This window comes from Ruegeria sp. BG8, assembly GCF_056538325.1.
In genome coordinates this window covers 87,210-110,654 of sequence record NZ_JBQFSZ010000002.1, presented here as the reverse complement: position 1 = coordinate 110,654, position 23,445 = coordinate 87,210, and the positions used below count along the sequence as shown (strand labels likewise).

Genomic DNA, 23,445 nt, shown 5'->3' with positions numbered 1-23,445 from the left:
AATATTTCTCAATGCCCAATATCTCCTCTGTTAATGCAAGCGATTCTGCATCGCGGCGAAAGCAATGAGATAAAGGAGGCCAATATGGCTCTGGACACCGAAAGCGGTATCGCGTCTTACGATGCGCCGGAAAAAGACCTCTATGAAATGGGTGAAATCCCTCCGATGGGATATGTGCCCAAGAAAATGTACGCTTGGGCGATCCGCAGGGAACGTCATGGCGAGCCGAATACGGCTATGCAGCTGGAAGTGGTCGATGTTCCCAAGCTGGACAGCCATGAGGTTCTGGTTCTGGTGATGGCCGCCGGCGTTAACTACAACGGTGTTTGGGCCTCGCTCGGTAAACCGATCAGCCCGTTTGATGGGCATGGTCAACCGTTTCACATCGCCGGTTCGGACGCATCGGGTATCGTTTGGGCCGTGGGTGACAAGGTAAAGCGCTGGAAAGTGGGTGACGAAGTTGTCATTCACTGCAACCAGGACGACGGCGATGATGAGGCTTGCAATGGCGGTGACCCGATGTATTCGGATAGCCAGCGCATCTGGGGTTATGAAACGCCCGATGGTTCATTTGCGCAGTTCACCAATGTCCAGGCGCAACAGCTGATGCCGCGCCCCAAGCACCTGACTTGGGAGGAAAGCGCCTGTTACACTCTGACGCTAGCCACCGCCTACCGGATGCTGTTCGGGCACGAGCCGCATGACCTGAAACCCGGCCAAAATGTTCTGGTCTGGGGCGCCTCGGGTGGATTGGGCTCTTACGCCATTCAGTTGATCAACACTGCTGGCGCGAATGCGATTGGGGTTATCTCTGACGAAAGCAAACGTGACTTTGTGATGGGTCTGGGCGCCAAGGGTGTTCTGAACCGCAAGGATTTCAACTGCTGGGGCCAGCTGCCTACAGTCAACACACCCGAATATGCCGAGTGGTTCAAAGAGGCCCGTAAATTCGGCAAGGCCATTTGGGACATCACCGGCAAGGGTGTGAACGTCGACATGGTATTCGAACACCCCGGTGAAAGCACCTTCCCGGTCTCGACCTTCGTGGTGAAAAAGGGCGGTATGGTTGTGATCTGCGCGGGTACTACAGGCTACAACCTGACATTCGACGTGCGTTACATGTGGATGCATCAAAAGCGCCTGCAGGGTTCGCACTTTGCGCACCTGAAACAAGCTTCGGCTGCGAACCAATTGATGGTTGAGCGCCGCCTTGATCCCTGCATGTCCGAAGTCTTTACATGGCAGGACCTGCCTGAGGCACATATGAAAATGATGCGCAACGAACATAAGCCGGGGAATATGTCGGTTCTGGTTCAGGCACCGCGCACCGGTATGCGTACCCTCGAAGAGGTCCTTGACGCGGGCAGATAACCCGTCAAACAAACATCAGAGACACCCGCGAACCGCGCAACCGGTTTGCGGGTGTTTCCGTTTTCACGCAAGGATCAGAATTACCAAAGGCTTGGAAATTGCTGCCCCGCTATTTTTGGGGAGTAGAAATCGGTGAATAGGCTAAAAAACACTGTACATGTTATGGTTGTGTTAACCCTTCGTTAACCGTTTCGGAGAGACTTTGGATGGCGCAAAATGAGTGGATACTGGACGTTCTGTCGGACCTCAACGCCTTCGCGGTTGAGAACGGTTTGACCGCGCTTGCTGAACAGCTTGATGACACAAAGCTGATCGCAGCGGCCGAGATTGCGTCCATGAAGAACGAGGCACGAGCGCCTGCGAATGGGAACGCAAATCGATTTGAGCCAGGTCCTGGAGGACTTGGAAAGCACCAGCACGCTTGACGAGCTGGGTGATGTTGCAGTTCGACTGCGTGATCGGCTGAAAATACAGCATCTGATTTACCATTGGGTTGATGGTGCTGGCGATCAGTACGGGTATACGACCTATCCGGATGCGTGGGCCGAAAGGTATCTTGAACGCAATTATCACCGGATTGATCCTGTGATCCTGGGCTGTTTTCAACGGTTCCATCCAGTCGACTGGAAAGCACTGGACTGGTCAGGAAAAGTCGCAAAGAACTTTCTACAGGACGCGTTAGAGCATGGGGTCGGGAACCAAGGTTATTCGATTCCGATCCGTGGCCCGAATGGTCAGTTCGCTTTGTTTACCGTAAACCACTCCTGCAGCGATGAAGTGTGGAAGGCTTTCATCGACAGTCATGGGCGCGAGCTGATCCTGATCGCGCATTTCTTTAACCGCAAAGCGTTAGAATTTGAAAGCAACCGTCAACCGGATGCACCCCGCGGTTTATCTCCGCGTGAGGTTGATGCGATGACCTTACTTGCGCTGGGATACAGCCGCGCGCAGGTGGCACATTCACTTTCGATCTCTGAACATACGCTAAGGGTCTATATCGAAAGCGCGCGCGCCAAGCTTGGGGCGCTGAACACCACGCATGCCATCGCAACTGCGCTCAGCCGGGGATTAATAGTCGTTTAACGACCGCGCGTCCCTCGAACCGGAAATTAACCACGGCTTTGTACCTCCTTCGTTCCTGCACAGGACGACAAGGGGAAAAAGTCATGTTGCGCTATTTGTTTGCCGACGAATTACACAAGTATCCAAATCTGGCGGACGGGATGTTTCGGGACCGGGCAGATCAGTTCAAGACCCGGCTGGGTTGGGACGTTCATGTCAACGATAAGGGTGAAGAGCGGGATCAATACGATGACCTGAACCCGCTCTATGTAATCTGGGAAGAAGAGGATGGCAGCCATGGTGGTTCCATGCGCGTCCTTCCGACAACCGGCCCGGTTATGGTCAACGAAGTGTTTGGGCATCTCACGGGTGGCAAACCGGTTCACAGCCCTTTGATTTGGGAAGTGACAAGGTTTTGTCTGTCGCGAACGGCTAGTCCCCGTACAGCCGGGGCGATTATGTTGAGCGGCGGAGAGATCATGGAGGGTTTTGGCCTGACCCATATCGCCGGTGTCTTTGACGCGCGAATGATCCGTATTTACCGTCTGATTGGATCATCGCCGGTTGTCCTTGGTTCGGAAGGTGAGGGGCGCGATCAGATCTCGGTCGGTTTGTGGCCCTATTCTTCCGAAGACTGTAACCGCGTCGCCGAACGCGCAGGCATCCCTCGCGAGCTGTCGCGTCTTTGGTTTAAAACAGCTTTTGGCAACGGGCGGCAGCATCGTTTTGCGATGTCAGCCTGAAAGGTGGAAAACCCAAATCCACATCTGGCGATAGGCTGCGCGGCCCTGTAGGGTCGCGCCATGTCTTTGACCCCCGTAACCTTTTCCGATGACCAGGCTGCCGCCTACGACAACATCTCAGAGATGTTGAAATCAGCGGGCGTAGATCTGGATGACGACGCTTTGCTGAAATTACCGGGCAACGGAAAATCCGGTGTCATGGCCGTTATTGGCAAGGCCGGGTCAGGCAAAACGCTGCTGTTGGCCGAGCTTTACAAAGCCCTTGCTGAAACAGGTGTGCAAATTGTCTCGGGCGATTTCGAAAGCCGAAAAGCACGTGATAAGCGTAGTCTCGCTATTCTTGCCCCAACCAACAAGGCCGCCAGCGTATTGCGGCTGCGAGGGGTGCCTGCAACAACGATTCACCGTATCCTTTACACGCCGGTCTATGACCCGGAATATGAACGGATCGCAGAATGGCTGGCCGGAAATGACGAGCGTCCCGAGATCGAAGGCCTGACCGATGAAGCGCTGGACCGGGCAGCCGCGTTTTATGAAAACAACAAGTCGATACCGGGCGCGTTGGCCGCGGCAGGACTGCGGGGATCTGACTTTATCACAGGTTGGAAACGCCGGGATGAGCCTTTGGATATTGGCTTTGTCGACGAGGCATCCATGCTGGACGACAGGCAATTCGAGGATCTTCAGGAAATTTTCCCTACTCTGCTTCTGTTTGGCGATCCTGCGCAGTTGGCTCCGGTCAACCAGTCGGGCAGCATGGTTTTTGACGGTTTGCCCGGGCCACGTAAACAAATCCTGCAGCGCGTGCACAGGCAGACCGCAGATAATCCGATTCTGGATCTGGCGCATGCGCTTGCCGACCCTGCCCTTGGGTTTGAGGATTTCGAACGCATGGTCGAGCAGACCGCGCTAAAGGATGACCGGGTTATATGGGGACAGCGGGTCGAAGTTGACTTAATGGCCCGTAGCCCGGTTCTGGTCTGGCGAAACGCCACGCGTATCCGGTTGATACAGGCGTTCAGACAGGTGCACGGGGCACCTGATACCGAACTCTTGGAAGGTGAACCGCTGATTTGCGATGGGATCGAGCTTCCGTTGAAACACCGCAAAAAGCGACTGGACCTGGAGGCGCGGGGGCTCATCAAGGGGGCCCAGGTCATCTATCTTGGGCCGGGTCGAAAGCCCGGATTTTCTCGACTACATGTGATGGGCGCAGAAGACCCTCAGGTCAGCGCGGCTTCGATCGTGAAAATTGAAATGCCGGATGAAGAAGAGCCATTTATTCCCTACGCAGCGCGGATGGGGGCGACGTTTTTGCATGGCGCGGCGGTCACGATACACAAGGCCCAAGGGTCGCAATGGGATACTGTGCAGGTCTTTGCGCCCGACATTTACGCGGCCGCGCGCATGGGACGGACCGAAGCGGGTCAGCCCTTGTGGAAGCGCCTTGCCTATGTTGCCATAACTCGGGCGCAAGAACGGTTGATATGGGTTGTGCGCAATCGCCTGGCCAAGCCGACCCATCCCTTGCGTGTCGATGATTTGCGTGCGGCCCCGGCGGCGGCCCTGACATTAGAAGCGGAAGAAACATGAAAACCATTATCGTGACAGGAGCCAGCTCTGGTATCGGTCGATCCACGGCCGAGCTGTTCTTGGCCGAAGGCTGGACCGTGGGCTTGATCGCACGCAGTGTCGAGACATTGGATGCAATGGCGTCTGAGAACGCAAATGCAGTCTCTCTGCCAGCAGATGTCACCGACCCCGATGCTGTGTCGAAGGCGTTTCAGCTATTTCAGGACAAGACCGGTCACTTGGACGTCCTGTTCAACAACGCAGGTATTTTTGCACCCGGCGGCACCATTGATGAGATCGCCCTAGAAGACTGGTACCAAAGCGTCAACGTCAACCTGAACGGCATGTTCTTATGTGCACGTGAGGCGTTTCGCATCATGCGCCATCAGCACCCTCAGGGTGGGCGCATCATAAATAACGGATCAATTGCGGCCCATGTACCGCGCCCGAATTCCACGCACTATTCCGCCACCAAACATGCGGTGACCGGTCTGACCCGCAGCCTTTCACTGGACGGTCGTGCGTTCGGGATCGCCTGTGGTCAGATTGATATTGGTAACGCGCGAACGCAGATGGTTCAGGATCTTGCTGATGCGACCATTGCGTCCGGCCAACAACCCGATCCTACCATGGCGGTCGAGGATGCGGCGCGATCTGTTCTGCACATGGCGTCGTTGCCGCCCGAGGCGAACGTGCAGTTTATGACGGTGATGGCGACGACAATGCCCTATATCGGGCGCGGGTAACGATCAGTTCTCACGCAAAAGCCGGAACGCCGTCGAAGCGCCCCAACCCGCCGCAATGGCGATGACAAGGGACATAAGCCCGTACCACACCGGTTGCTGTCGGGACATATTGTACAAGAAACGCTCTAGCCCGACCTTACGGACATCGATTACCGTTTCAAAGCGAGATACGACCTCGCCCCCGCGGGTCAGGAAAATGCGCGCGACATACTCCCCTTCGGTCAAGTCTGCAGGCATTGCGATAGAGGTTCGAAACAGGGTTTGTTCATCAACGGCGACGGTGTCTTCACGGATGGAATATAAACCCTCGTCCTCGCGAATGCGCACAACGGCATCGGCAAAGTCCTGAGCGCTGCGAATGTGCATGGCGGCGCCTACTGAACGGATCGCGCGTTCTATAGAAACCCGATAACGCAGGTCTTCGGTATCGGTCAGAATATCGTCAAGCGGTGCGCTGGTCGCAACTGCGTAAAAGCTGGGGGCCAGATCAACCAGCACGCTATCGGTATTCACCCATATCCCAAGTTTGCGTTCCTTTCGGCGCACTGTCACGGGGCCGGACGGACCGGCGACGGCAACAATGACTTCGAGTGGAGGCCCCGACGGGATCGGCGTTTCGCGTTTGACCGCGCCAAAGATAAGGATTTCAGAGCCATCAAAATTGGCTGTGATCGCGACACGATCCTGACTGAGCCCCAGAACAACCTGTTCCTCTTGCGCTGACGCAGCCGAGCAGAACAGGAGCAGAAACAGGGCAAGACGCAACAGCATGTCAGTGCCCCCCTTCCGTGCCCAACGAATAGAGCTCGGACGGTTCAAGCAAAAGGTCCAAGGCCAGCTTGCCACACACTACAAGAACGAGGGCCGCCAGCAGTACGCGCAATTGCTCGGCTGGCATGCGGGCTCCGATGACGGTTCCGATCTGAGCGCCAATGACGCCACCAACCAGCAGCAACACAGCCAGCACGATATCGACCGTATAGTTGGTGGTCGCGTGCAGCATCGTTGTGAAGGCGGTGACGAAGATAATCTGGAATAGCGATGTTCCGACGACCACTTTCGTGGGCATTCCCAACAGGTAGATCATTGCCGGAACCATGATGAAGCCGCCCCCGACGCCCATGATTGCCGAAAGGACACCAACGCACAGCCCGACCAATACCGGTGGGATAACGGAAATATACAGGCCCGATGTCCGGAACCGCATTTTGAAGGGCATTGCATGGACCCACCCGCGTTGGCGGCGCGGGGCAGGGGCTGTGCCGCCTTTCTTGGACTTGCGCAGCGCGTTCAGGCTTTCAATGAACATAAGGCTGCCGACAACCCCGAGGAAGACGACATAGCAAAGCGTCACCAACAGATCGACCTGACCCAGGCTTTTGAGGTAATTGAATACCACCACGCCGAGAGCCGCCCCCATCAGGCCTCCGGTCAGCAGCACTGTCCCCATCTTTAGATCAACGGTTTTTCGTCGGAAATGGGCCAGAACACCTGAAAAAGATGAGGCCACGATCTGGTTTGCCTCGGTCGCAACTGCAACGGCCGGCGGGATGCCAATGAAAAACAGCAACGGGGTCATCAGGAACCCGCCTCCGACACCGAACATGCCGGACAAGATGCCAACCATGCCGCCCAGCCCCAGAAGCAGAAAGGCGTTTACGGAGACTTCGGCAATTGGAAGGTAAATCTGCATGACGCACTAACTAATAAGTCCAGATGCATCGCGCAATGTGACACGAGCTTCTCTGGAAGACCGGGTTAAGCTTGAATATGCCGCACCTGCAAACGACGGGTTCGACGGTCGCCAGACATCCGCAAACTCACCGTAACGTCGCGTCGGATGCCTGGGCACTGGATGTTTCCCAAAACTCTGTAATGTCGCGGTCAATGTTCGGGTCATTGCACCCGTCACCCCGGTGGCTCGTTTTCCGAGGTCAGTTATCACAGGAAACACACGCATACCTCTTTAGAGCCTTTGCGGCATGCAAAATCAACTCTGCATGCCGCCCTGCAGCGAACAGGACTGAACTGAGTTCCAAACTGGACCTATCAGCGCTCCTTTACATAGGGTTCGCCACCAGCGCGCGGAGGAATCGCTTTGCCGACAAACCCGGCCAGGATAACAACCGTCAGGATATAGGGCAGGGCGTCCATGACCTGTACGGGAATGACGATTCCGCCCAGATCAATGTTCTGAAACCGCAGTGCTATGGCTTGTAGCAGTCCGAACAAAAGGCAGGCACCCATTGCATGCCACGGCCGCCATTTCGCAAAGATCAGGGCGGCCAGGGCGATAAAACCACGTCCCGCCGTCATCTCTTTTACAAACCCAGCCTGCAGGGCGGTGGCTAGGTAAGCGCCCGCGATACCGCAAAGCACACCGCAAATAGCCACAGCGGCAAAGCGCAAACCGACGACAGAAACCCCAGCGGTATCAACCGCAGCCGGGTTTTCACCCACGGCGCGCAACCGCAAACCAAATCGGGTGCGATACAGGATCCACCACGTCGCGGGCACCATCAGGAATGCGAAATACACAAGGACTGAGTGTCCGGACAAAAGCTCGGAATAGATGAGTTCAAAGAAATTCGCGTCAGACATCAGCTCTGAAACGGATTCCCCGGTTCGCTCGGCATCGTCGGGACCGATTGCAAACGGGAACTCGGTCGGTTCAAACCTGCCGCCTCCCACCAATGAGGGGGTGCGCCCGCCTTGTTGGAACCAGCTTTGCGCTATTAGCACTGTCAAACCAGACGCCAGAAAGTTAATTGCAACGCCTGAGATAAGTTGGTTGCCGCGGAACGTGATCGAGGCTAGACCATGCAGGCCGGACAGGACCAAAGACGCGGCTGTACCTGCTAACAAGCCCAACCAAACCGATCCGGTGACCGCCGCCACAGCAGCAGAGAAAAAGGCAGACATCAGCATCTTGCCTTCGAGCCCAATGTCAAAAATCCCGGCCCGCTCGGAATATAGCCCGGCGAGACAGGCCAATAGCAGCGGCGTCGCAAGGCGGATCGTTGAGTCGAGAACCTGAACGAGGGTAATGAAGAATTCCATTACTGTGCTCCTCCTTTGCGGAGGCTCAGGAACACTTTCTCAAGCGGCATCCGAACCATGTTGTCCAGCGCTCCGGTGAACAGAATGACCAGCGCCTGAATGACGACAATCAGCTCGCGCGGGATTGACGTCCACAATGCCAATTCCGCACCACCCTGATACAGGAACCCGAACAAAATCGCGGCCAGAAATACACCAAACGGGTGCGATCGCCCCATCAGGGCTACGGCGATTCCGATAAAGCCAGCGCCTTCGGTCGAGTTGAGAACCAACCGCTCTGCTTCGCCCATCACATTATTGATGGCCATCAGGCCCGCCAGCGCGCCCGAGATCAGCATCGCAATGATGGTTATGCGAACTGGTGAGATCCCCGCATAGACCGCGCCTGTTTCCGAATGTCCGTAGGCGCGGATTTCATAGCCTAAACGTGTACGCCAGATCAAAGCCCAGACGACGACGCAGGCAAGCAGGGCAACAAAGAACGAGATATTTGCTGGCGCACCCCGGAACATCACGTTTTCCGCGGTCGAGAACATCGACTGGAAGGTCGGCAGATGCACTGACTCGGGGAAACGTGCGGTCGCAGGGTCTTGCGAGCCTTGCGGGCGCATCACGTTAACCAACATATAGTTAAGAAACGCGGCCGCGATGAAGTTGAACATGATGGTAGTGATCACGATATGGCTGCCGCGTTTGGCCTGCAAATAGGCCGGAATCGCAGCCCAGAGGGCCCCAAACAGCATAGATCCGACGCAGGCGGCCAGCAGGGCGATGCTCCAATGCGGCCAGTCGATATAGAGGCAGACCATAGCAACGCCCAGCCCGCCCAGCATGGCTTGGCCTTCGCCGCCGATGTTGAACAGGCGCGCGTGAAACGCCACCGCCACTGCGAGACCGGTGAACATGAAATTGGTCGCATAATAGAGCGTATAGCCCCACCCATAAGTCGACCCCAACGCGCCGGTGACCATTAGGTTCACGGCCTCGACCGGATTTTCGCCGATCGCAAGAATGACAAGTGCCGACAGGATTGCTGCCAGGATCAGACTGATCAGCGGGATCAGAACGACGTCGGCCCATTTGGGCATTTTTTCCATGTTACGCGGCCTCTCCCGCAACACCGGCCATCAACAGGCCCAGCTCTTTTTCATTTGTCTCATGCGGCAGACGTTCGCCCATGATATGTCCGTCAAACATCACCGCAATCCGATCAGACAGCGAGAAGATCTCTTCCAATTCGACCGAGACCAGCAGGATTGCTTTCCCCTGATCGCGCAGGGCGACGATTTGTTTGTGAATGAACTCGATCGCGCCAATGTCCACACCACGGGTGGGCTGGCCGACCAACAACAGATCGGGGTTCCGCTCAATCTCGCGCGCGACGACGATCTTTTGCTGATTGCCGCCCGAAAAGCTTTTGGCCGCCAACCAGCCATTGGGTGGGCGCACATCGAACTTTTCAATCTTGCGCTCGGTATCTGCGCGCAGGGCGGCGTTGTCCATGAAGATGCCGCGCTTGTAGGCTGGGTCGCGGTGATAGCCAAAGGCCACATTCTCCCACGCGTGGAAGTCCATGATCAGACCTTCGCGCTGGCGGTCTTCGGGCACATGGGCGATGCCGCGCGCGCGCCGGGCCTGACCGTCTGATCCGGCACCAGACAGCGCAAGTGGCGCGCCGTTCAGGCGAATTTCGCCTTGACCCGGGCGCATGCCGCCCAGCACCTCAAGCAATTCCGATTGCCCGTTGCCGGCGACACCAGCAATGCCGACGATCTCGCCGGCGCGGACGGTCAGGTTGATACCTTTGACGCGTTCAACACCGGCTGAATCGAAGACCCGCAGATTTTCGACCTCAAGCACCGGCTGCCCCGGTTTGGCAGGTACCTTGTCGACCTGCAGCAGCACCTTACGGCCGACCATCAACTCGGCCAGCTCTTGTGGGTTGGTCTCAGCTGTTTTCACGGTGGCCGTCATCTCACCACGCCGCATGACCGAGACGGTGTCGGTGTTTTCCATGATCTCGCGCAGTTTGTGCGTGATCACGATGATGGTTTTCCCTTCCGAGCGCAGGCGATCAAGAATGCGGAAAAGCTGATCGGCCTCAGCGGGCGTCAAAACGCCGGTGGGTTCGTCCAAGATCAGAATCTCGGCCTTGCGATACAGCGCCTTCAGGATTTCCACCCGCTGCTGCATGCCCACACCGATTTCGTCGATGCGTTTGTCTGGGTCCACGAACAGCTCGTATTCCTCTTCCAGCGCTTTCAGCTCTTTGCGTGCTTTGGCCAAAGAGGGTGCCAGCATGCCGCCGTCTTCGGCCCCCAGGACGATGTTTTCAAGAACGGTAAAATTTTCAACCAGCTTAAAGTGTTGAAACACCATTCCAATGCCTGCAGCAATTGCAGCCTGACTGTCGGGAATATCGGTTTTGGTTCCGTTGATCCAAATCTCGCCTTTGTCGGCTTTGTAAAAGCCGTAGAGGATACTCATCAACGTGGATTTGCCCGCTCCGTTTTCACCGATGATACCGTGAATTGTACCGGGGGCGACGCTGATTGAGATATCTTTGTTGGCTTGAACAGGCCCAAAGGCTTTGGAAATCCCTTTGAGCTCAATGGCGGGGACGCTCATGTCTTGTCCTCAATTCCCGAAGGGGCTGCCCGGCTAAAACCGAGCGGTAGAGTGGGTGCGAGACGGAGGTCAAACCCCCGCCTCGCGCGATATCAGAACTGCAGTGCCGGGCAGCTGTCGTTCTCGTAGTAGCTGACCACGGTTACGTTACCCGCGATGATGTCATCACGCGCTTTGTCGACCGCAGCTTGCATTTCGTCGGATACAAGTGGGGCGTTATTCTCGTCCATGGCAACGCCTACGCCTTCTTCCGCCAGACCCATGGCAAAGACACCGGTTTCAAGGTTTTCACCCGCTTTCATGGCGTCGTAAACGGCAACATCTACACGCTTGAGCATCGAGGTCAGAACTTTGCCGGGATGCAGGTGGTTCTGGTTGCTGTCCACGCCGATCGACAGAATGCCTTCGTCGGCTGCGGTTTGCAGAACACCAACGCCTGTGCCACCGGCCGCTGCATATACGACGTCAGCGCCTTGGCTGATCTGAGCTTTGGTCAGCTCGGACCCTTTGACCGGGTCGTTCCAGGCGGCCGGAGTGGTTCCGGTCATGTTGGCGACGACTTCGATATCTGGGTTCACAGCCTTGGCACCCTGCGCATACCCACAGCCAAAGTGGCGGATCAGCGGAATGTCCATACCGCCGATAAAGCCAACCGTACCTGACTCAGACGCCATAGCGGCCATCATGCCAACCAGATAAGAGCCTTCATGTTCGGCAAAGCCGATCTGACGGATGTTGGGGATGTCCAGCCAGTTCACGTCAACGGCGACGAATTTCGTGTCCGGATAATCACCTGCAACTGCAGAAAGCGGATCAGCCATGGCAAAACCCATGGTGATGATCGGGTTCAGACCTGCTTCGGCGAAACGGCGCAATGCCTGCTCGCGCTGCGCTTCGGACTGCAGTTCGATCTCACGATAGCTGCCACCGGTTTCGTCGGCCCAGCGCTGCGCGCCGTTATGAGCAGCTTCGTTGAACGACTTGTCGAATTTGCCGCCCAGGTCAAAGATCAGGGCAGGCTCTGCCAATGCTGCACCTGCGGTCAGTGCAACTGCGGCTGCAGCTCCCATCAAGGATTTCATCAGGGTCATTTGTTACTCCCGTTGGTTATTGTCAGTCGGGGCCGATGTCGCCCCGCTTACCCAATGTGGGCGAGCATAACTGTTGTGATGGCGGGAATTAAGGACGTTTGCAACAGCTTGGGTCAACAGATTTTTGACCAATTGGTCGAAAAAAATGGCGAAGTGAATTCAGGTCAAATCGCAATTCATCACGATAGCGTCAATTTTTTTATTGTTTTCACGCAGATAGTAATTTTTACGCAGCCCACTGGGTCTGTATCCACAACGCTCGTACAGTGAGATCGCGGGCAAGTTGTCTTTCGCTACGTCAAGAAAGGCATGTGTTGCGCCTATTTTTTTTGCCTCTGCATGCCATTCGTTCATGCATTTCCAAGCCAGTCCCTGACGTTGAACGCTTGGGTGCGTGGCAATTGTCAGCAATTCAGCTTCACCGGCGATAACTTGAAACAGCGCAAAAGATTGATCATTCCCAATGGCATAGGTGAATCGATTCTTCAGAAGCTCTGCAAACTCCACAGCATTCCAAGGCCGCGATTGGGTGAAAGCGGCCTTATGTATTTGGGCCATAAGCTCGGGCGTCATTCGTCCAACAAAACCGGGGGTGACTCTTTGGACGGGGCCGCATCCGCAGGGCGTATGTAAAGCGGGGCTGGCGGTTCGACTGCGTTTGGCCATTTTTGAAGCGTGACACTGGCGATGGCGCGCACCTGTGCATCTGGGTCGTCGTTGAAGGTAAGCGGCCCAAGTGATTCTGCCTGATCCAGCGTGATCAATACCGGGGGTTGACCGGGAGCAGAGACGTAGACTTGGTCGCGTGGGGCGCGGATTGCGGGAAGAGCATCGGGGTTTTCGGCTGCCAAAGCTTCGAACCCGTTGACGCCAACCGCTGGGATGCCAAGACCCAGCGCGAGCCCGCGCGCGGCGGAGACGGAAATTCGAATGCCGGTGAAATTGCCCGGCCCGATACCCACACCTATCGCGGTGAGGTCAGTCCAAGTAAAACCCGCTGTAGATAGCGTTTCCTCCAACAAAGGCATTAGGCGCTCGGCCTGACCCTTTTTCATGGGCTCAACACATGAAGTAAGGAATGTATCCCCACGCAACAAAGCGGCCGCGCAATGCGCGGCCGATGTATCAAAAGCCAGAATAAGTGGGTCAGACGGCAACGGGCCGTACCTCGGTCACTTCTGGGATATAGTGGCGCAGCAGGTTTTCGATGCCCATTTTCAGCGTAAGGGTCGAAGACGGACATCCGGCGCACGCACCCTGCATATGCAGGTAGACGATACCTCTGTCGAAACCATGAAAGGTGATGTCGCCACCATCCTGCGCCACGGCCGGGCGCACGCGGCTGTCCAAAAGATCCTTGATCTGGTTAACAACTTCGGCGTCTTCACCAGTGTGTTCCGCATGTCCTGAGGCCGTCGTCGCATCCGCAGCCATGACCGGCTGACCAGATTGATAGTGTTCCATCACGGCACCCAGAATGGCGGGTTTGATGTGATCCCACTGAACGTCATCAGATTTGGTGACGGTGACAAAATCATTGCCAAAGAACACGCCTGTCACGCCGCTTACCGCGAAAATCCTGTTGGCCAATGGCGATTTTTCTGCCGCGTCAGCCGTCGGAAAATCTGCAGTCCCGGCCTCAAGAACGGTCTGCCCGGGCAGGAATTTCAGCGTTGCAGGGTTTGGCGTGGATTCGGTCTGGATGAACATGTCGCGGCTCCGTATCAGGTGTTCCTGATATGCGGCCCCGGGCTCAGGAAGTCAAGATTTGGAACCGTTCTAAATTTCAGCAGCCTGCATAATCGCGTCTTCAAGCCTGTCGTCGCCCCAAAACAATTCATCTTGCACCAGAAAGCTGGGTGCTCCGAACAGGCCTTTGTCCTGTGCTGTTTTGGTTTGCGCGACCAAAGCCTGTTTTATGTCGGGGTCACTGGCCTTGGCCATCAGATCGCCGGACAATCCGGCAGTGTTCAGGCAGGATTCCAAAACCGCATCGTCTGCAATGTTCTGACCATCCGCGAATTCCGCAGAATATACTGCGCGCACGAAAGCGGCCTTGTGAGATGGGTCATCGATCGCCAGAGTCAGCCGGGCCGCCCTCAGGCCATTTTGTGGAAACGGATCGGGCTTCACAATGGGCAGGCCGCGTTTCGCGCATAGGCGTGCCATGTCCTGCCACATGTACCTGCCCTTGGCCGGGTAAAGGTTGAATGGCGAGCTGTTCCAACCCTGGCTTGCAAAGATAGGACCCAGCAGAAATGGCTGCCATTCAACAGTCAGGTTATGCTTTGCCGCAGCGTCCTCGATACGCATGGCGCTGAGATAAGAGTAGGTCGACGCAAACTCGAACCAGAACTGGATACTGCGTGGCATAGCAAAGCCTTATGTGATTGCTTCCAGCTTTTCCTTGCTCAGATCACCAGGGACAATCGTGATCGGAATCGGCAGGCTGCCCGAGTTCTTGGTCAATTGCGTCACCAGCGGGCCCGGGCCTTTCTTTTCAACGCCTGCGCCCAGAACCAATACCCCGATCTCTGGGTCGGATTGAACATGTTCGATGATCTGCGCCACCGGTTCGCCTTCGCGTATCGCCAGCTCGGGATCAACGCCTTGTTTGTCACGCATCCATTTCGCAAAAACTTCGTAGTGGGCGTGGATGCGTTCACGGGCTTCTTCGCGCATGACCTCGGCCACACCGATCCAATGGTTGAACTCATCCGGAGGGATGACTGACAGGATCGTGACGCCGCCATTGGTATGAGCGGCGCGCATCGCTGCAAAACGCATAGCGTTTAGGCATTCGCGGCTGTCATCCAGTACGACCAGGAACTTGCGCATGGGTGTCCTCATTCTTTTCGGGTGATCATGCCCGACCAGATGCTGACTGGCAACCGATGCCTAGCGCGTGGTGGCTGCCCAATCCCAATACAGTTCCCGCGCGCGGCGGGCGATGGGGCCAACCTGGTATTGCGTGTCTTCAAGCGCTGTAACGGGGGTAATCTTGCTCATGTTACCCGTCATGAAGACTTCATCCGCCTGATGGAAGTCATCAAAGGTCAGAATGCTTTCATGCACGGTAACACCGTCGGCGCGCAGATTTTCAATGTGGCGCGCACGTGTGATTCCGGCCAGAAACGTGCCGTTGGGGGTGGGGGTGAACACCTCGCCGTCGCGGACCATAAAGATGTTGGCGGTCGCCGTTTCGGCCACATGGCCCAACGCATCAGCCACCAGCGCGTTCGAGAAACCTTTTGACCGGACCTCACTCAGCATGCGCGCGTTGTTGGGGTAAAGACAGCCGGCCTTGGCATTCACGACCGCCGATTCCAGAACCGGACGGCGGAACCGCGTATATCCCAACGTGGCCGAGGCGCTTTCGGGTGCCATCGGAATTTCTTCAAGGCAAATGGCAAAGCCGGTGCTGTTTTCCAAAGGAACGATCGCCGTGCGGTCACCGTCGATACCCCAATACATCGGGCGGATATAGACGGCGGTGTCTGGCGCATAGCTTACCAACCCCTCGCGGATGATCTCGACCATCTGTTCGGTTGTCACGAAGGGCGTCAGCATCAATGCCTCTGCCGAACGGTTTACACGGGCGCAATGGGCTGCAAGGTCGGGAACAAGCCCGTCGAAATAGCGTGCTCCGTCAAAGACAGACGACCCCAGCCAGGCGCCATGATCGGCCGCGCGCATGATGGGTGCATCCCCGTCATGCCACTGACCTTCGAAATAGGTGCGAATATTCTTGCCGACTGCCATGACGCCCTCCCAAGCTTTGCGGCAAACCTAGGAAGACGTTGCGGTAAGGTCCAGAGCTATCAGCCCTGTTTTGCGCCTACCATGCCCACGATTTCGTAAGTCTGCTGCAAGATCGGTGCAGCGATCGCACGTGCCTTTTCCGCGCCATTGGCCAAAATCCGGTCAATCTCGGCCTCTTCGCCCATCAGGCGGGCCATTTCGGACGAGATCGGGGCCAGTTTTGACACAGCCAACTCAGCGAGCATCGGCTTGAACTCGCCAAACTGCTTGCCACCCACCTCGGTCAAAACCTGTTCGGCAGTCTGGTCGCTAAGGGCTGCGTAGATACTGACCAGATTGCGCGCCTCGGGGCGCTCAGATAGACCATCCACCTCAGAGGGCAGGGCATCCGGGTCCGTCTTGGCCTTGCGGATTTTCTTGGCGATGGCGTCGGCGTCATCGGTCATGTTGATCCGGGTCATGTCTGACGGGTCCGACGACGACATCTTACGCGACCCGTCCCGCAGGTTCATGACGCGCGGGGCAGGGCCGCCGATCACGGGTTCGGTCACTGGGAAGAACTCGACACCATAGTCGTGGTTGAACTTGATCGCGATGTCGCGGGTCAGTTCCAGATGCTGTTTCTGATCTTCGCCCACCGGCACATGGGTCGCGTGATAGATCAGGATATCCGCTGCCATCAGTGCCGGATAGGCAAACAGACCCAGCGAGGCGTTCTGCGCATTCTTGCCGGCCTTATCCTTGAACTGTGTCATCCGCTGCATCCAGCCCATCCGGGCGATACAGTTGAAAATCCAGGCCAGCTGCGTGTGCTCGGGCACCTGACTTTGATTGAACAGGATGGATTTTTCCGGGTCCAGACCAGCGGCGATGAAACCGGCGCAGACCTCGCGGGTCTTTTCGCGCAGACGGGCCGGATCCTGCCAGACGGTGATCGCGTGCAGGTCGACCATGCAATAGATGGTCTCAAAATCTTCGCCCTGCATATCCACGAACCGCTTGAGCGCACCCAGATAGTTGCCAAGGTGCAGGTTTCCCGACGGCTGGATGCCGGAAAACACGCGCGGTGTGAACTGGGTCTCGGTCATCGAAGGGAACTCCCGTCTGGAAAAATCAGCCCCCGTCGCTTACCCATGAGGCCAAGGGACGTCAACAGCCGCGAAAGGCCAGCCCAATGAGCAGTGAGCATTATACACCCGCCGTGAACCCCCTGCCGCCCGTGGTTGTGGCGCTGGTTTTGTTCATCATGGGGATCGAACTGGCCTTTAACTTTGGCGCACGCGGGCTGATCGGAGGGCCGTCTGCGGTTGGATGGCGGCTGGATGCGCTACAGCATTATTCTTTCTCGCCGGACATATTCGATTGGATGGTGAAAAACGGGCGTTGGCCGGTTGAGCATCTGATCCGTTTCGTGACCTACCCTTTCGTTTCAGCCAATTTCACACAGGCCATATTCGTCTGTGTTTTTGTTCTGGCGATGGGCAAGATGGTGGCCGAGGTTTTCGGCGGCGTTCAGATGCTGGTGATTTTCGTGATATCGGGCATCGGTGGGGCGCTGGTATATGCACTGTTGTTTGATCCGCAATATCCGCTGGTTGGTGGGTTTCCTCCGGTTTACGGGCTTATCGGTGCGTTTACGTGGATTTTGTGGCGCAGGCTGTCGATCGTCGGCGAGAACCAGTCGCGTGCGTTCAGTCTGATTGCAGTATTGATGGGCATTCAGCTTTTGTTCGGATTGCTATTTGGCGGCACGCTGGACTGGGTGGCCGATCTGGGTGGGTTCGCGACAGGTTTTGCCCTGTCGTTCTTTGTGGCTCCGGGTGGATGGGCGCGTATCGTGCGGCGCATCCGCCGCGACTGATCAAGATCGGCGCAGGGCTTTGCGGAGTTCTGAGAATTCGAAGGCGCGCAGCAGGTGAGCCAGGAAAAAATAAGTAGATGCTGCAACCAGGATCAGGACGATCAGTGCGAAATAGCGCCATCCCGGCAACAAAAATGCCCAGCCGAAAAGCTGGATCGCGACGAAAAGAACCAAACCCATCCCCAATGACGCCGCGACGATCCGCCAGACCCGGCGCTTGAACCGGTCATCAAATCTGGCTTCTTGGCCCATGTTACGCGATCCTAGAACCAGCAGCCCAACCATGGCCCATCCGGCGGCAGAGGCGGCAATGGCAGGCGCAATCCATCCCAATATCGGGTACAGGCCGAACGCCAATCCAGCATTCACAACCATTGCCACCAGGGCATAACGGAACGGAGATTTGGTATTCTCGCGCGCGAAAAACAGCGGTTGCAGCAGTTTTTGCAGCATGAAAGCGGGCAGCCCTAGCCCATAGATCGCCACGGCCAACGCAGTGGCGGCGGTATCCTCGGACGTGAACTGGCCACGCTCGAACAGGACCGAGACCAGTGGCGCTGGCATGATCACAAACGCCACGGTCGAGGGTAGGGTCAGCAGCAAAGTAAACTCTCCGGCCCGCGAAAAAGCGTTTCGGGCACCATCTTTGTCATCTGCGCGCAGACGTCGTGACAGGTCGGGCAGCAGGACGATGCCGACGGCAATGCCGACAACGCCGAGCGGTAGCTGATACAGACGATCTGCTGCAAATAGCCAACTGACCGCATTCTCTGTTTTTGACGCCACCAGTTGCCCAACCACAAGGTTGACTTGTGTAACCCCCATCGCCAGCGCGGCAGGCACGGCAATGCGCACCATCTGGCGCATCTCGGGGCTGAGTCTGGGTACACCCGGACGTATGCGAATGCCGGCGCGCTCGGTCGCGATCCAAACCAGCGCAAGCTGCGCAACGCCTGCCACCGGGATGACGGTGATCAGCCAGCGGATTACGTCGCCGCCCGACATGGCACCGACGATCAATGCAGTGCATGCGAAGATGTTCAGCAATACCGGCGCGGCGGCTGCGGCCGCAAAACGCCCCGTCGCATTCAGAACGCCAGAAAACAGCGCCGCCAGCGACATGAACAGGATGTAGGGAAACACCACATAACCGTAGTCCACAGCCAGATCGAACCGCTCGTCGCCGTAAAACCCTTCGGCTGTGATCCAGACCAAAGCGGGCATGAACACCATGGCAAGCCCGACCAGCGCCAGAACGGCCACGGCCAGCAGGTTAAAGGCATCCTGTGCAAAACCTTCGGCGTTTTCCTCGCCTTCCAGCCGTTTCGAGAACATCGGCACAAAGGCCGCGTTGAACGCGCCTTCGGCAAAGAAACGGCGGAACATGTTGGGCAGGCGGAACGCGGCGACAAAAGCATCCATCACCGGGCCCGGGCCGATATAGGCTGTTAGCAGGATTTCCCTCAGGAACCCCAAAATCCGGCTTGCCAGTGTCCAGAACCCGACTGTGAACAGTCCTGAAAACAGCCGGATCTGTTTCATGAAGCTGCGCGCTCGGCGCCCTCGGTGATGGCTTTGCGCAGTTTGGCCTCAAGCCCGCGCTGCTTGCTTTCCGAGTGATATTTCAGCCCGAACATGTCTTTGACATAGAACGTATCAACCACCTGTTCGCCATAGGTCGCGATGACCGCGTTGGCGATGTAGACGTTTGCTGCGGCCAGCGTACGGGTCAGATCATACAAAAGGCCAGGGCGGTCGCGAGTGTCGACTTCGATGATCGTGTAGATCTCGGACCCGTCATTATCAAAGATGATATGCGTGGGCACGTTAAAGGCCCGTTCGCGTTTCTTGATCTTGTCGCGGGATTTCAATGCATCGCGTGCAACGACTTCGCCTTTCAGCGTTTTTTGGATCATTTGTGTCAGGCGGGGCAGGCGGCTTGCCTCGTAAGGGCGTCCGTCTGCGTCCTGAATCCAGAACGCGTCCGTCACATATCCGTCCTTGGTGGTGTAGCTTCGCGCATCTACGACATTCGCGCCCAAAAGCGCCAAAGCACCTGCGATCCGTGCAAAGATACCCGGGTGATCGCCCATCGCAAAACAGGCGCGGGTTGCGTCCCTGTCCACATCCGGTTGCAGCCTGATTTCCATCGCCCCCGGATCGCCGCTTTGGTCAAGCTCTTGCAGCATCTCCGCAAACTCGACATGGGTCGACAGGTTCAGCCCCTGCCAATAGGGGTCATAATGTCGGCCCGTCTCGGTTTTCAGATCAGCCTTGGACCAATTCGACAGTTCCGCACGAAGGGCCTTTTTGGCTCCGGCTCCGCGATTGGCCCGGTTGAGGTCTTCCATACCGGTTTCAAGCGCGCGCTTGGTTTCGGCATGCAGTGCACGCAAAAGGGTCGCTTTCCAGTTGTTCCAGGTGTTCGGGCCAACACCGCGGATATCGCACACCGTCAACACGGTCAGAAGATCCAACCGTTTTACGGTTTTGACGGCCTTGGCAAAATCACGCACCGTGCGCGGGTCCGAGATATCGCGTTTCTGTGCCATATCCGACATCAGCAGATGGTAACGGACCAGCCACTCTACCGTTTCGGAATCCGCCTTGTTGAGACCCAGTCTCGGGGCAACTTTTCGCGCGATCTGCGCCCCAAGGATCGAGTGGTCTTCGGGTCGACCCTTGGCGATGTCGTGCAGCAGCAAGGCGACATAGAGGACTTTGCGATTAACGCCTTCCTTCAGGATGGACGAGGCCAGCGGCAAGGACTCTACCAGTTCTTCGCGTTCTATCTGCGCCAGGTTCACGATGCACTGTATCGTATGCTCGTCCACGGTGTAGCTATGGTACATGTTGAACTGCATCATTGCGACGATGTGTTCAAACTCAGGCAAAAAGGCCGATAAGACCCCCAGTTCATTCATGCGCCGCAAAGCACGTTCAGGATTGCCGTGCTTCAGCAACAAATCCAGGAAGATGCGTTGCGCTTCCTTGTCTTCGCGCATGTCTTCGTCGATCAGGTGCAGGTTCGCGCTGACTAGACGCATCGCGTCAGGGTGGATCAGCATACCTGTTCGCAGACCTTCTTCGAACAAACGCAGCAAGTTTAGTTTGTCGGAAAGAAACGCGTCCGCATCGGCCACATCCAGACGGCCGTGTACGACTTCGTACCCCGGTTTGGCATGAGGGCGGCGACGAAAAATCCGCACCAGCAAAGGCGCGCCTTTCATATGCGTCGCCTCAAGCTTGGTCAGAAAAATGCGGGTCAGTTCACCGACCTTGGTGGCCTCGCGAAAATAGCGTTGCATGAACACTTCGACGGCCCGCCGCCCTGCGCGGTCCTCGTAACCCATGCGGTCGGCGACTTCGACCTGCAGATCAAAGTTCAGTTGTTCAGTCGCCCGGCCAGTAACCAGATGCAGATGAGACCGCACGGCCCACAGGAAATCCTCGGCCTTGACGAAGGTTTGAAACTCTTCGGGTGTAAACAGACCCAGCGGCACCAGCTCGGCTACGTCCTGCACGCCGTAGATGTATTTGGCAATCCAGTAGAGTGACTGAAGATCGCGCAGCCCGCCTTTGCCCTCTTTGACGTTGGGCTCGACCATATAGCGCTGGCCTTGTTTTTTGTGGCGTTCGTCGCGCTCTTGCAGTTTCGCTTCGATGAACTGCCGCTCTGTTCCTTTGAACAGATCGGATTTAAGCCGGGTGTCTAAATCGTTGGCCAGAGTTGTATCTCCGGCCAGATAGCGCTGCTCCAGCATAGCCGTCCTGATCGTGAAATCATCTGCCCCAAGCCGCAGGCAATCCTTGATCGTGCGTGAGGAATGCCCAACCTTCAGCCGCAAATCCCAAAGGATATACAGCATGGATTCGATCACGCTTTCGGCCCAGGCGGTGATTTTGTAGGGGGTCAGAAACAACAGGTCTACGTCCGAAGACGGTGCCATTTCGCCCCGACCATACCCACCGACGGCAAGAACTGCGATTTTTTCGCCCTGTGTTGGTGTCGCCAGCGGGTGCAGATCCTGGCTGGCGACCTGCATAGCAGTACAGACCAGCCCATCCGTCAGATAGGTGTAGGAATGCGTGAGAGGCCGCGCGTCAAACGGGCGTTGGGCAAAAGCGTCGGCAATGGCTTGGCGACCGGTTTTCTGCGCCTCGCGTAGAATGCGCACCGTCTCACTGCGTCGCGCTGCATTGTCGGTGGTATCTTCAAAGGCGTCCGACAGCTGAGCCATCACGGCTGCGCTGTCGAAAATGTCTTCGGCCGGGCAGATCAACTCACCTTTTGGGGTGAGCGTCAGCGCCGGTCTATCAGAAGCCGGCGCCAGAGAAGCTTTGTGGGGCAGGGTCAATCACTACTACCTGTTTATTCTGGATCGTGGCGACAGCCAGACCGCGTTCGTTGGTGCCGTCGGATCGTAGACGGAAGATACCGCCGACGCCCTGGAAGCCGGCATTCTGTGTCAGGGCTGAGGCGGTTAGTGCATCCGCCTTGCCTTGGCTGACAAGCGCGCCGATTGCCGCAATGCCGTCATATGCCAATCCGCTGATCGGATGAGGCGCTTCGCCATAGGTGTTGTTGTAGCGCTGACGATAGGCTTGGGCCTTTGTCGGGTCAGGCAAAGCGAACCAGCCGCCCTGAACACCCGGCAGCTCTAACGTCTGAGCGGGAATATCCCAACGGGTCAGACCTATATACTGGGTTGTGGCAGGTGAAACGCCTGCTTCTGGCAGAAGCTGCGAATACAAAGGCAATGCTCCTGCAGTCGTTGCGGTCAGGAAAATCGAATCTGCACCGGCTGCGTCCACGGTGGCTTTGATCGTGGGGACCGAATTGATTACGCCTTGCTGCGACCGGTCATAACCGACGGTGCCAGCATTGTTGACCCGGCTGCCAGCAAGCGCGCCCGCGATTGCCGATTGACCCAACTGACCGGCGGCATCGTTGCTGTGCACGATAACCATCCCCGTTTTGCCTTGCGATCCGGCAAAGTTGACCAGTCGGTTTGCGGTATTGTTAAACGTCGGGCCCAGAACAAAGACATTGCCGCCCGCAATGCTTGGGTTGTTCGAGAAGGACAAGACATTGACGTTATTGTTCAGAACTGCCAGCCCGGCCGAGTTCGCCGCCTGCGCATAAACAGGTCCAAGGATGACTTTGGCACCTTCGGAGACAGCGCGCTGGGCGACTTCGGCCGCGGTATTCGAGCTGCCGCGCGTATCGTACACGCGCAGATCGATTTGGACGTTCTGCAAGTCCGACATTGCCAGACGTGCTGCATTTTCAAGGCTACGGGCCAATGCGGCATCACCGGAATTCGCCGAGCCAGCCGGAACCAACAGCGCAACGGGGACAGGTTTGGACGTGTTGATCGACGGGCCTCCGCCAAGGCCGCCCGGTTCACATGCGGCCAGAAATGCTGCGGTGGCCAGGAAGGCCGCGGTTTTCGCCAGTTTGCGAACGGGCTTGCAATCGGTAAACATCTAAATGAAAACTCCCTGTCCCGGCAGCTTGAAGCGCTGCCAATTTGTTAGGCAGCAAT

Annotated in this window: 23 protein-coding genes; 7 read left to right on the top strand and 16 right to left on the bottom strand. The window is 56.8% G+C overall.

Annotation, left to right across the window (positions count from 1 at the left end):
- Window positions 1–84 precede the first annotated feature (84 nt).
- The 6 genes from ccrA to ACR0DG_RS05740 all read left to right on the top strand — a co-directional run bounded on the left by ccrA (window position 85) and on the right by ACR0DG_RS05740 (window position 5,494).
- Complete coding sequence (gene ccrA, locus ACR0DG_RS05765; protein WP_480695215.1) at window positions 85–1,371, top strand: crotonyl-CoA carboxylase/reductase; 1,287 nt, start codon at window positions 85–87, stop codon at window positions 1,369–1,371.
- Between the two features lie 206 nt (window positions 1,372–1,577).
- Window positions 1,578–1,796, top strand: a complete 219-nt coding sequence (locus ACR0DG_RS05760; RefSeq protein ID WP_480695876.1) for a hypothetical protein — start codon at window positions 1,578–1,580, stop codon at window positions 1,794–1,796.
- The gene (locus ACR0DG_RS05755) at window positions 1,735–2,454 is read left to right on the top strand and encodes a helix-turn-helix transcriptional regulator (RefSeq protein WP_480695213.1); all 720 of its coding nucleotides are present in this window, start codon (window positions 1,735–1,737) and stop codon (window positions 2,452–2,454) included. Before ACR0DG_RS05760 ends, ACR0DG_RS05755 begins: the two co-directional genes overlap by 62 nt.
- 83 nt (window positions 2,455–2,537) lie before the next feature.
- Complete coding sequence (locus tag ACR0DG_RS05750) at window positions 2,538–3,176, top strand: acyl-homoserine-lactone synthase (protein WP_480695211.1); 639 nt, start codon at window positions 2,538–2,540, stop codon at window positions 3,174–3,176.
- A 60-nt stretch (window positions 3,177–3,236) separates the two neighbouring features.
- Window positions 3,237–4,769 carry an ATP-dependent DNA helicase gene (locus ACR0DG_RS05745; RefSeq protein WP_480695209.1) on the top strand — a complete coding sequence of 511 codons (1,533 nt, stop codon included), beginning with the start codon at window positions 3,237–3,239 and terminating at the stop codon, window positions 4,767–4,769.
- Window positions 4,766–5,494 (top strand): SDR family oxidoreductase, encoded by a 729-nt coding sequence (locus tag ACR0DG_RS05740; RefSeq protein ID WP_480695207.1) that lies wholly within the window; start codon window positions 4,766–4,768, stop codon window positions 5,492–5,494. The genes ACR0DG_RS05745 and ACR0DG_RS05740 overlap by 4 nt, the downstream gene beginning before the upstream one ends.
- A 3-nt stretch (window positions 5,495–5,497) precedes the next feature.
- On the opposite strand, the gene ACR0DG_RS05735 is transcribed toward ACR0DG_RS05740, so the two are convergent.
- The 13 genes from ACR0DG_RS05735 to trpS all read right to left on the bottom strand — a co-directional run bounded on the left by ACR0DG_RS05735 (window position 5,498) and on the right by trpS (window position 17,123).
- On the bottom strand, window positions 5,498–6,265 hold the full coding sequence (locus ACR0DG_RS05735; protein WP_480695205.1) for a TIGR02186 family protein: 768 nt from the start codon (window positions 6,263–6,265) through the stop codon (window positions 5,498–5,500).
- Between the two features lies 1 nt (window position 6,266).
- Window positions 6,267–7,187, bottom strand: coding sequence for a sulfite exporter TauE/SafE family protein (locus tag ACR0DG_RS05730; protein ID WP_480695203.1), 921 nt, complete (start codon window positions 7,185–7,187; stop codon window positions 6,267–6,269).
- Window positions 7,188–7,543: 356 nt separating this feature from the next.
- Window positions 7,544–8,554 (bottom strand): ABC transporter permease, encoded by a 1,011-nt coding sequence (locus tag ACR0DG_RS05725; protein WP_480695201.1) that lies wholly within the window; start codon window positions 8,552–8,554, stop codon window positions 7,544–7,546.
- Window positions 8,554–9,651 carry an ABC transporter permease gene (locus ACR0DG_RS05720; protein ID WP_480695199.1) on the bottom strand — a complete coding sequence of 366 codons (1,098 nt, stop codon included), beginning with the start codon at window positions 9,649–9,651 and terminating at the stop codon, window positions 8,554–8,556. The genes ACR0DG_RS05725 and ACR0DG_RS05720 overlap by 1 nt, the downstream gene beginning before the upstream one ends.
- A gap of 1 nt (window position 9,652) precedes the next feature.
- Entirely contained in the window at window positions 9,653–11,182 is a 1,530-nt protein-coding gene (locus ACR0DG_RS05715) for an ABC transporter ATP-binding protein (protein WP_480695197.1), read from the bottom strand.
- A gap of 92 nt (window positions 11,183–11,274) precedes the next feature.
- A complete protein-coding gene (locus tag ACR0DG_RS05710; protein WP_480695195.1) occupies window positions 11,275–12,273 on the bottom strand; it encodes a BMP family lipoprotein in 999 nt (332 codons plus the stop codon).
- A 159-nt stretch (window positions 12,274–12,432) separates the two neighbouring features.
- Window positions 12,433–12,846: a GNAT family N-acetyltransferase gene (locus ACR0DG_RS05705; protein WP_480695193.1), complete on the bottom strand. Its 414-nt coding sequence runs from the start codon at window positions 12,844–12,846 to the stop codon at window positions 12,433–12,435.
- Complete coding sequence (gene tsaB, locus ACR0DG_RS05700; protein ID WP_480695192.1) at window positions 12,843–13,430, bottom strand: tRNA (adenosine(37)-N6)-threonylcarbamoyltransferase complex dimerization subunit type 1 TsaB; 588 nt, start codon at window positions 13,428–13,430, stop codon at window positions 12,843–12,845. The genes ACR0DG_RS05705 and tsaB overlap by 4 nt, the downstream gene beginning before the upstream one ends.
- Window positions 13,420–13,983, bottom strand: coding sequence for a NifU family protein (locus tag ACR0DG_RS05695; protein ID WP_480695190.1), 564 nt, complete (start codon window positions 13,981–13,983; stop codon window positions 13,420–13,422). The genes tsaB and ACR0DG_RS05695 overlap by 11 nt, the downstream gene beginning before the upstream one ends.
- A gap of 69 nt (window positions 13,984–14,052) precedes the next feature.
- A complete protein-coding gene (locus tag ACR0DG_RS05690; RefSeq protein ID WP_480695188.1) occupies window positions 14,053–14,646 on the bottom strand; it encodes a DsbA family protein in 594 nt (197 codons plus the stop codon).
- 9 nt (window positions 14,647–14,655) lie between these two features.
- Window positions 14,656–15,111, bottom strand: a complete 456-nt coding sequence (locus ACR0DG_RS05685) for a universal stress protein (RefSeq protein WP_480695187.1) — start codon at window positions 15,109–15,111, stop codon at window positions 14,656–14,658.
- 60 nt (window positions 15,112–15,171) lie between these two features.
- The gene (locus ACR0DG_RS05680) at window positions 15,172–16,035 is read right to left on the bottom strand and encodes a branched-chain amino acid aminotransferase (RefSeq protein WP_480695185.1); all 864 of its coding nucleotides are present in this window, start codon (window positions 16,033–16,035) and stop codon (window positions 15,172–15,174) included.
- A 59-nt stretch (window positions 16,036–16,094) separates the two neighbouring features.
- Complete coding sequence (gene trpS / locus ACR0DG_RS05675; RefSeq protein ID WP_480695182.1) at window positions 16,095–17,123, bottom strand: tryptophan--tRNA ligase; 1,029 nt, start codon at window positions 17,121–17,123, stop codon at window positions 16,095–16,097.
- 86 nt (window positions 17,124–17,209) lie between these two features.
- Between trpS and ACR0DG_RS05670 the strand changes: the two genes are divergently transcribed.
- A complete protein-coding gene (locus ACR0DG_RS05670) occupies window positions 17,210–17,896 on the top strand; it encodes a rhomboid family intramembrane serine protease (protein WP_480695180.1) in 687 nt (228 codons plus the stop codon).
- Here ACR0DG_RS05670 and murJ read toward each other — a convergent pair whose 3' ends face one another.
- From murJ to ACR0DG_RS05655, 3 genes are read right to left on the bottom strand one after another with little or no spacing between them, the layout of a single operon-like run.
- Window positions 17,897–19,438 (bottom strand): murein biosynthesis integral membrane protein MurJ, encoded by a 1,542-nt coding sequence (murJ, locus tag ACR0DG_RS05665; protein ID WP_480695178.1) that lies wholly within the window; start codon window positions 19,436–19,438, stop codon window positions 17,897–17,899.
- On the bottom strand, window positions 19,435–22,254 hold the full coding sequence (locus tag ACR0DG_RS05660) for a [protein-PII] uridylyltransferase (protein WP_480695176.1): 2,820 nt from the start codon (window positions 22,252–22,254) through the stop codon (window positions 19,435–19,437). Before ACR0DG_RS05660 ends, murJ begins: the two co-directional genes overlap by 4 nt.
- Window positions 22,214–23,386 carry a penicillin-binding protein activator gene (locus tag ACR0DG_RS05655; protein ID WP_480695174.1) on the bottom strand — a complete coding sequence of 391 codons (1,173 nt, stop codon included), beginning with the start codon at window positions 23,384–23,386 and terminating at the stop codon, window positions 22,214–22,216. The genes ACR0DG_RS05660 and ACR0DG_RS05655 overlap by 41 nt, the downstream gene beginning before the upstream one ends.
- Window positions 23,387–23,445: the final 59 nt, after the last annotated feature.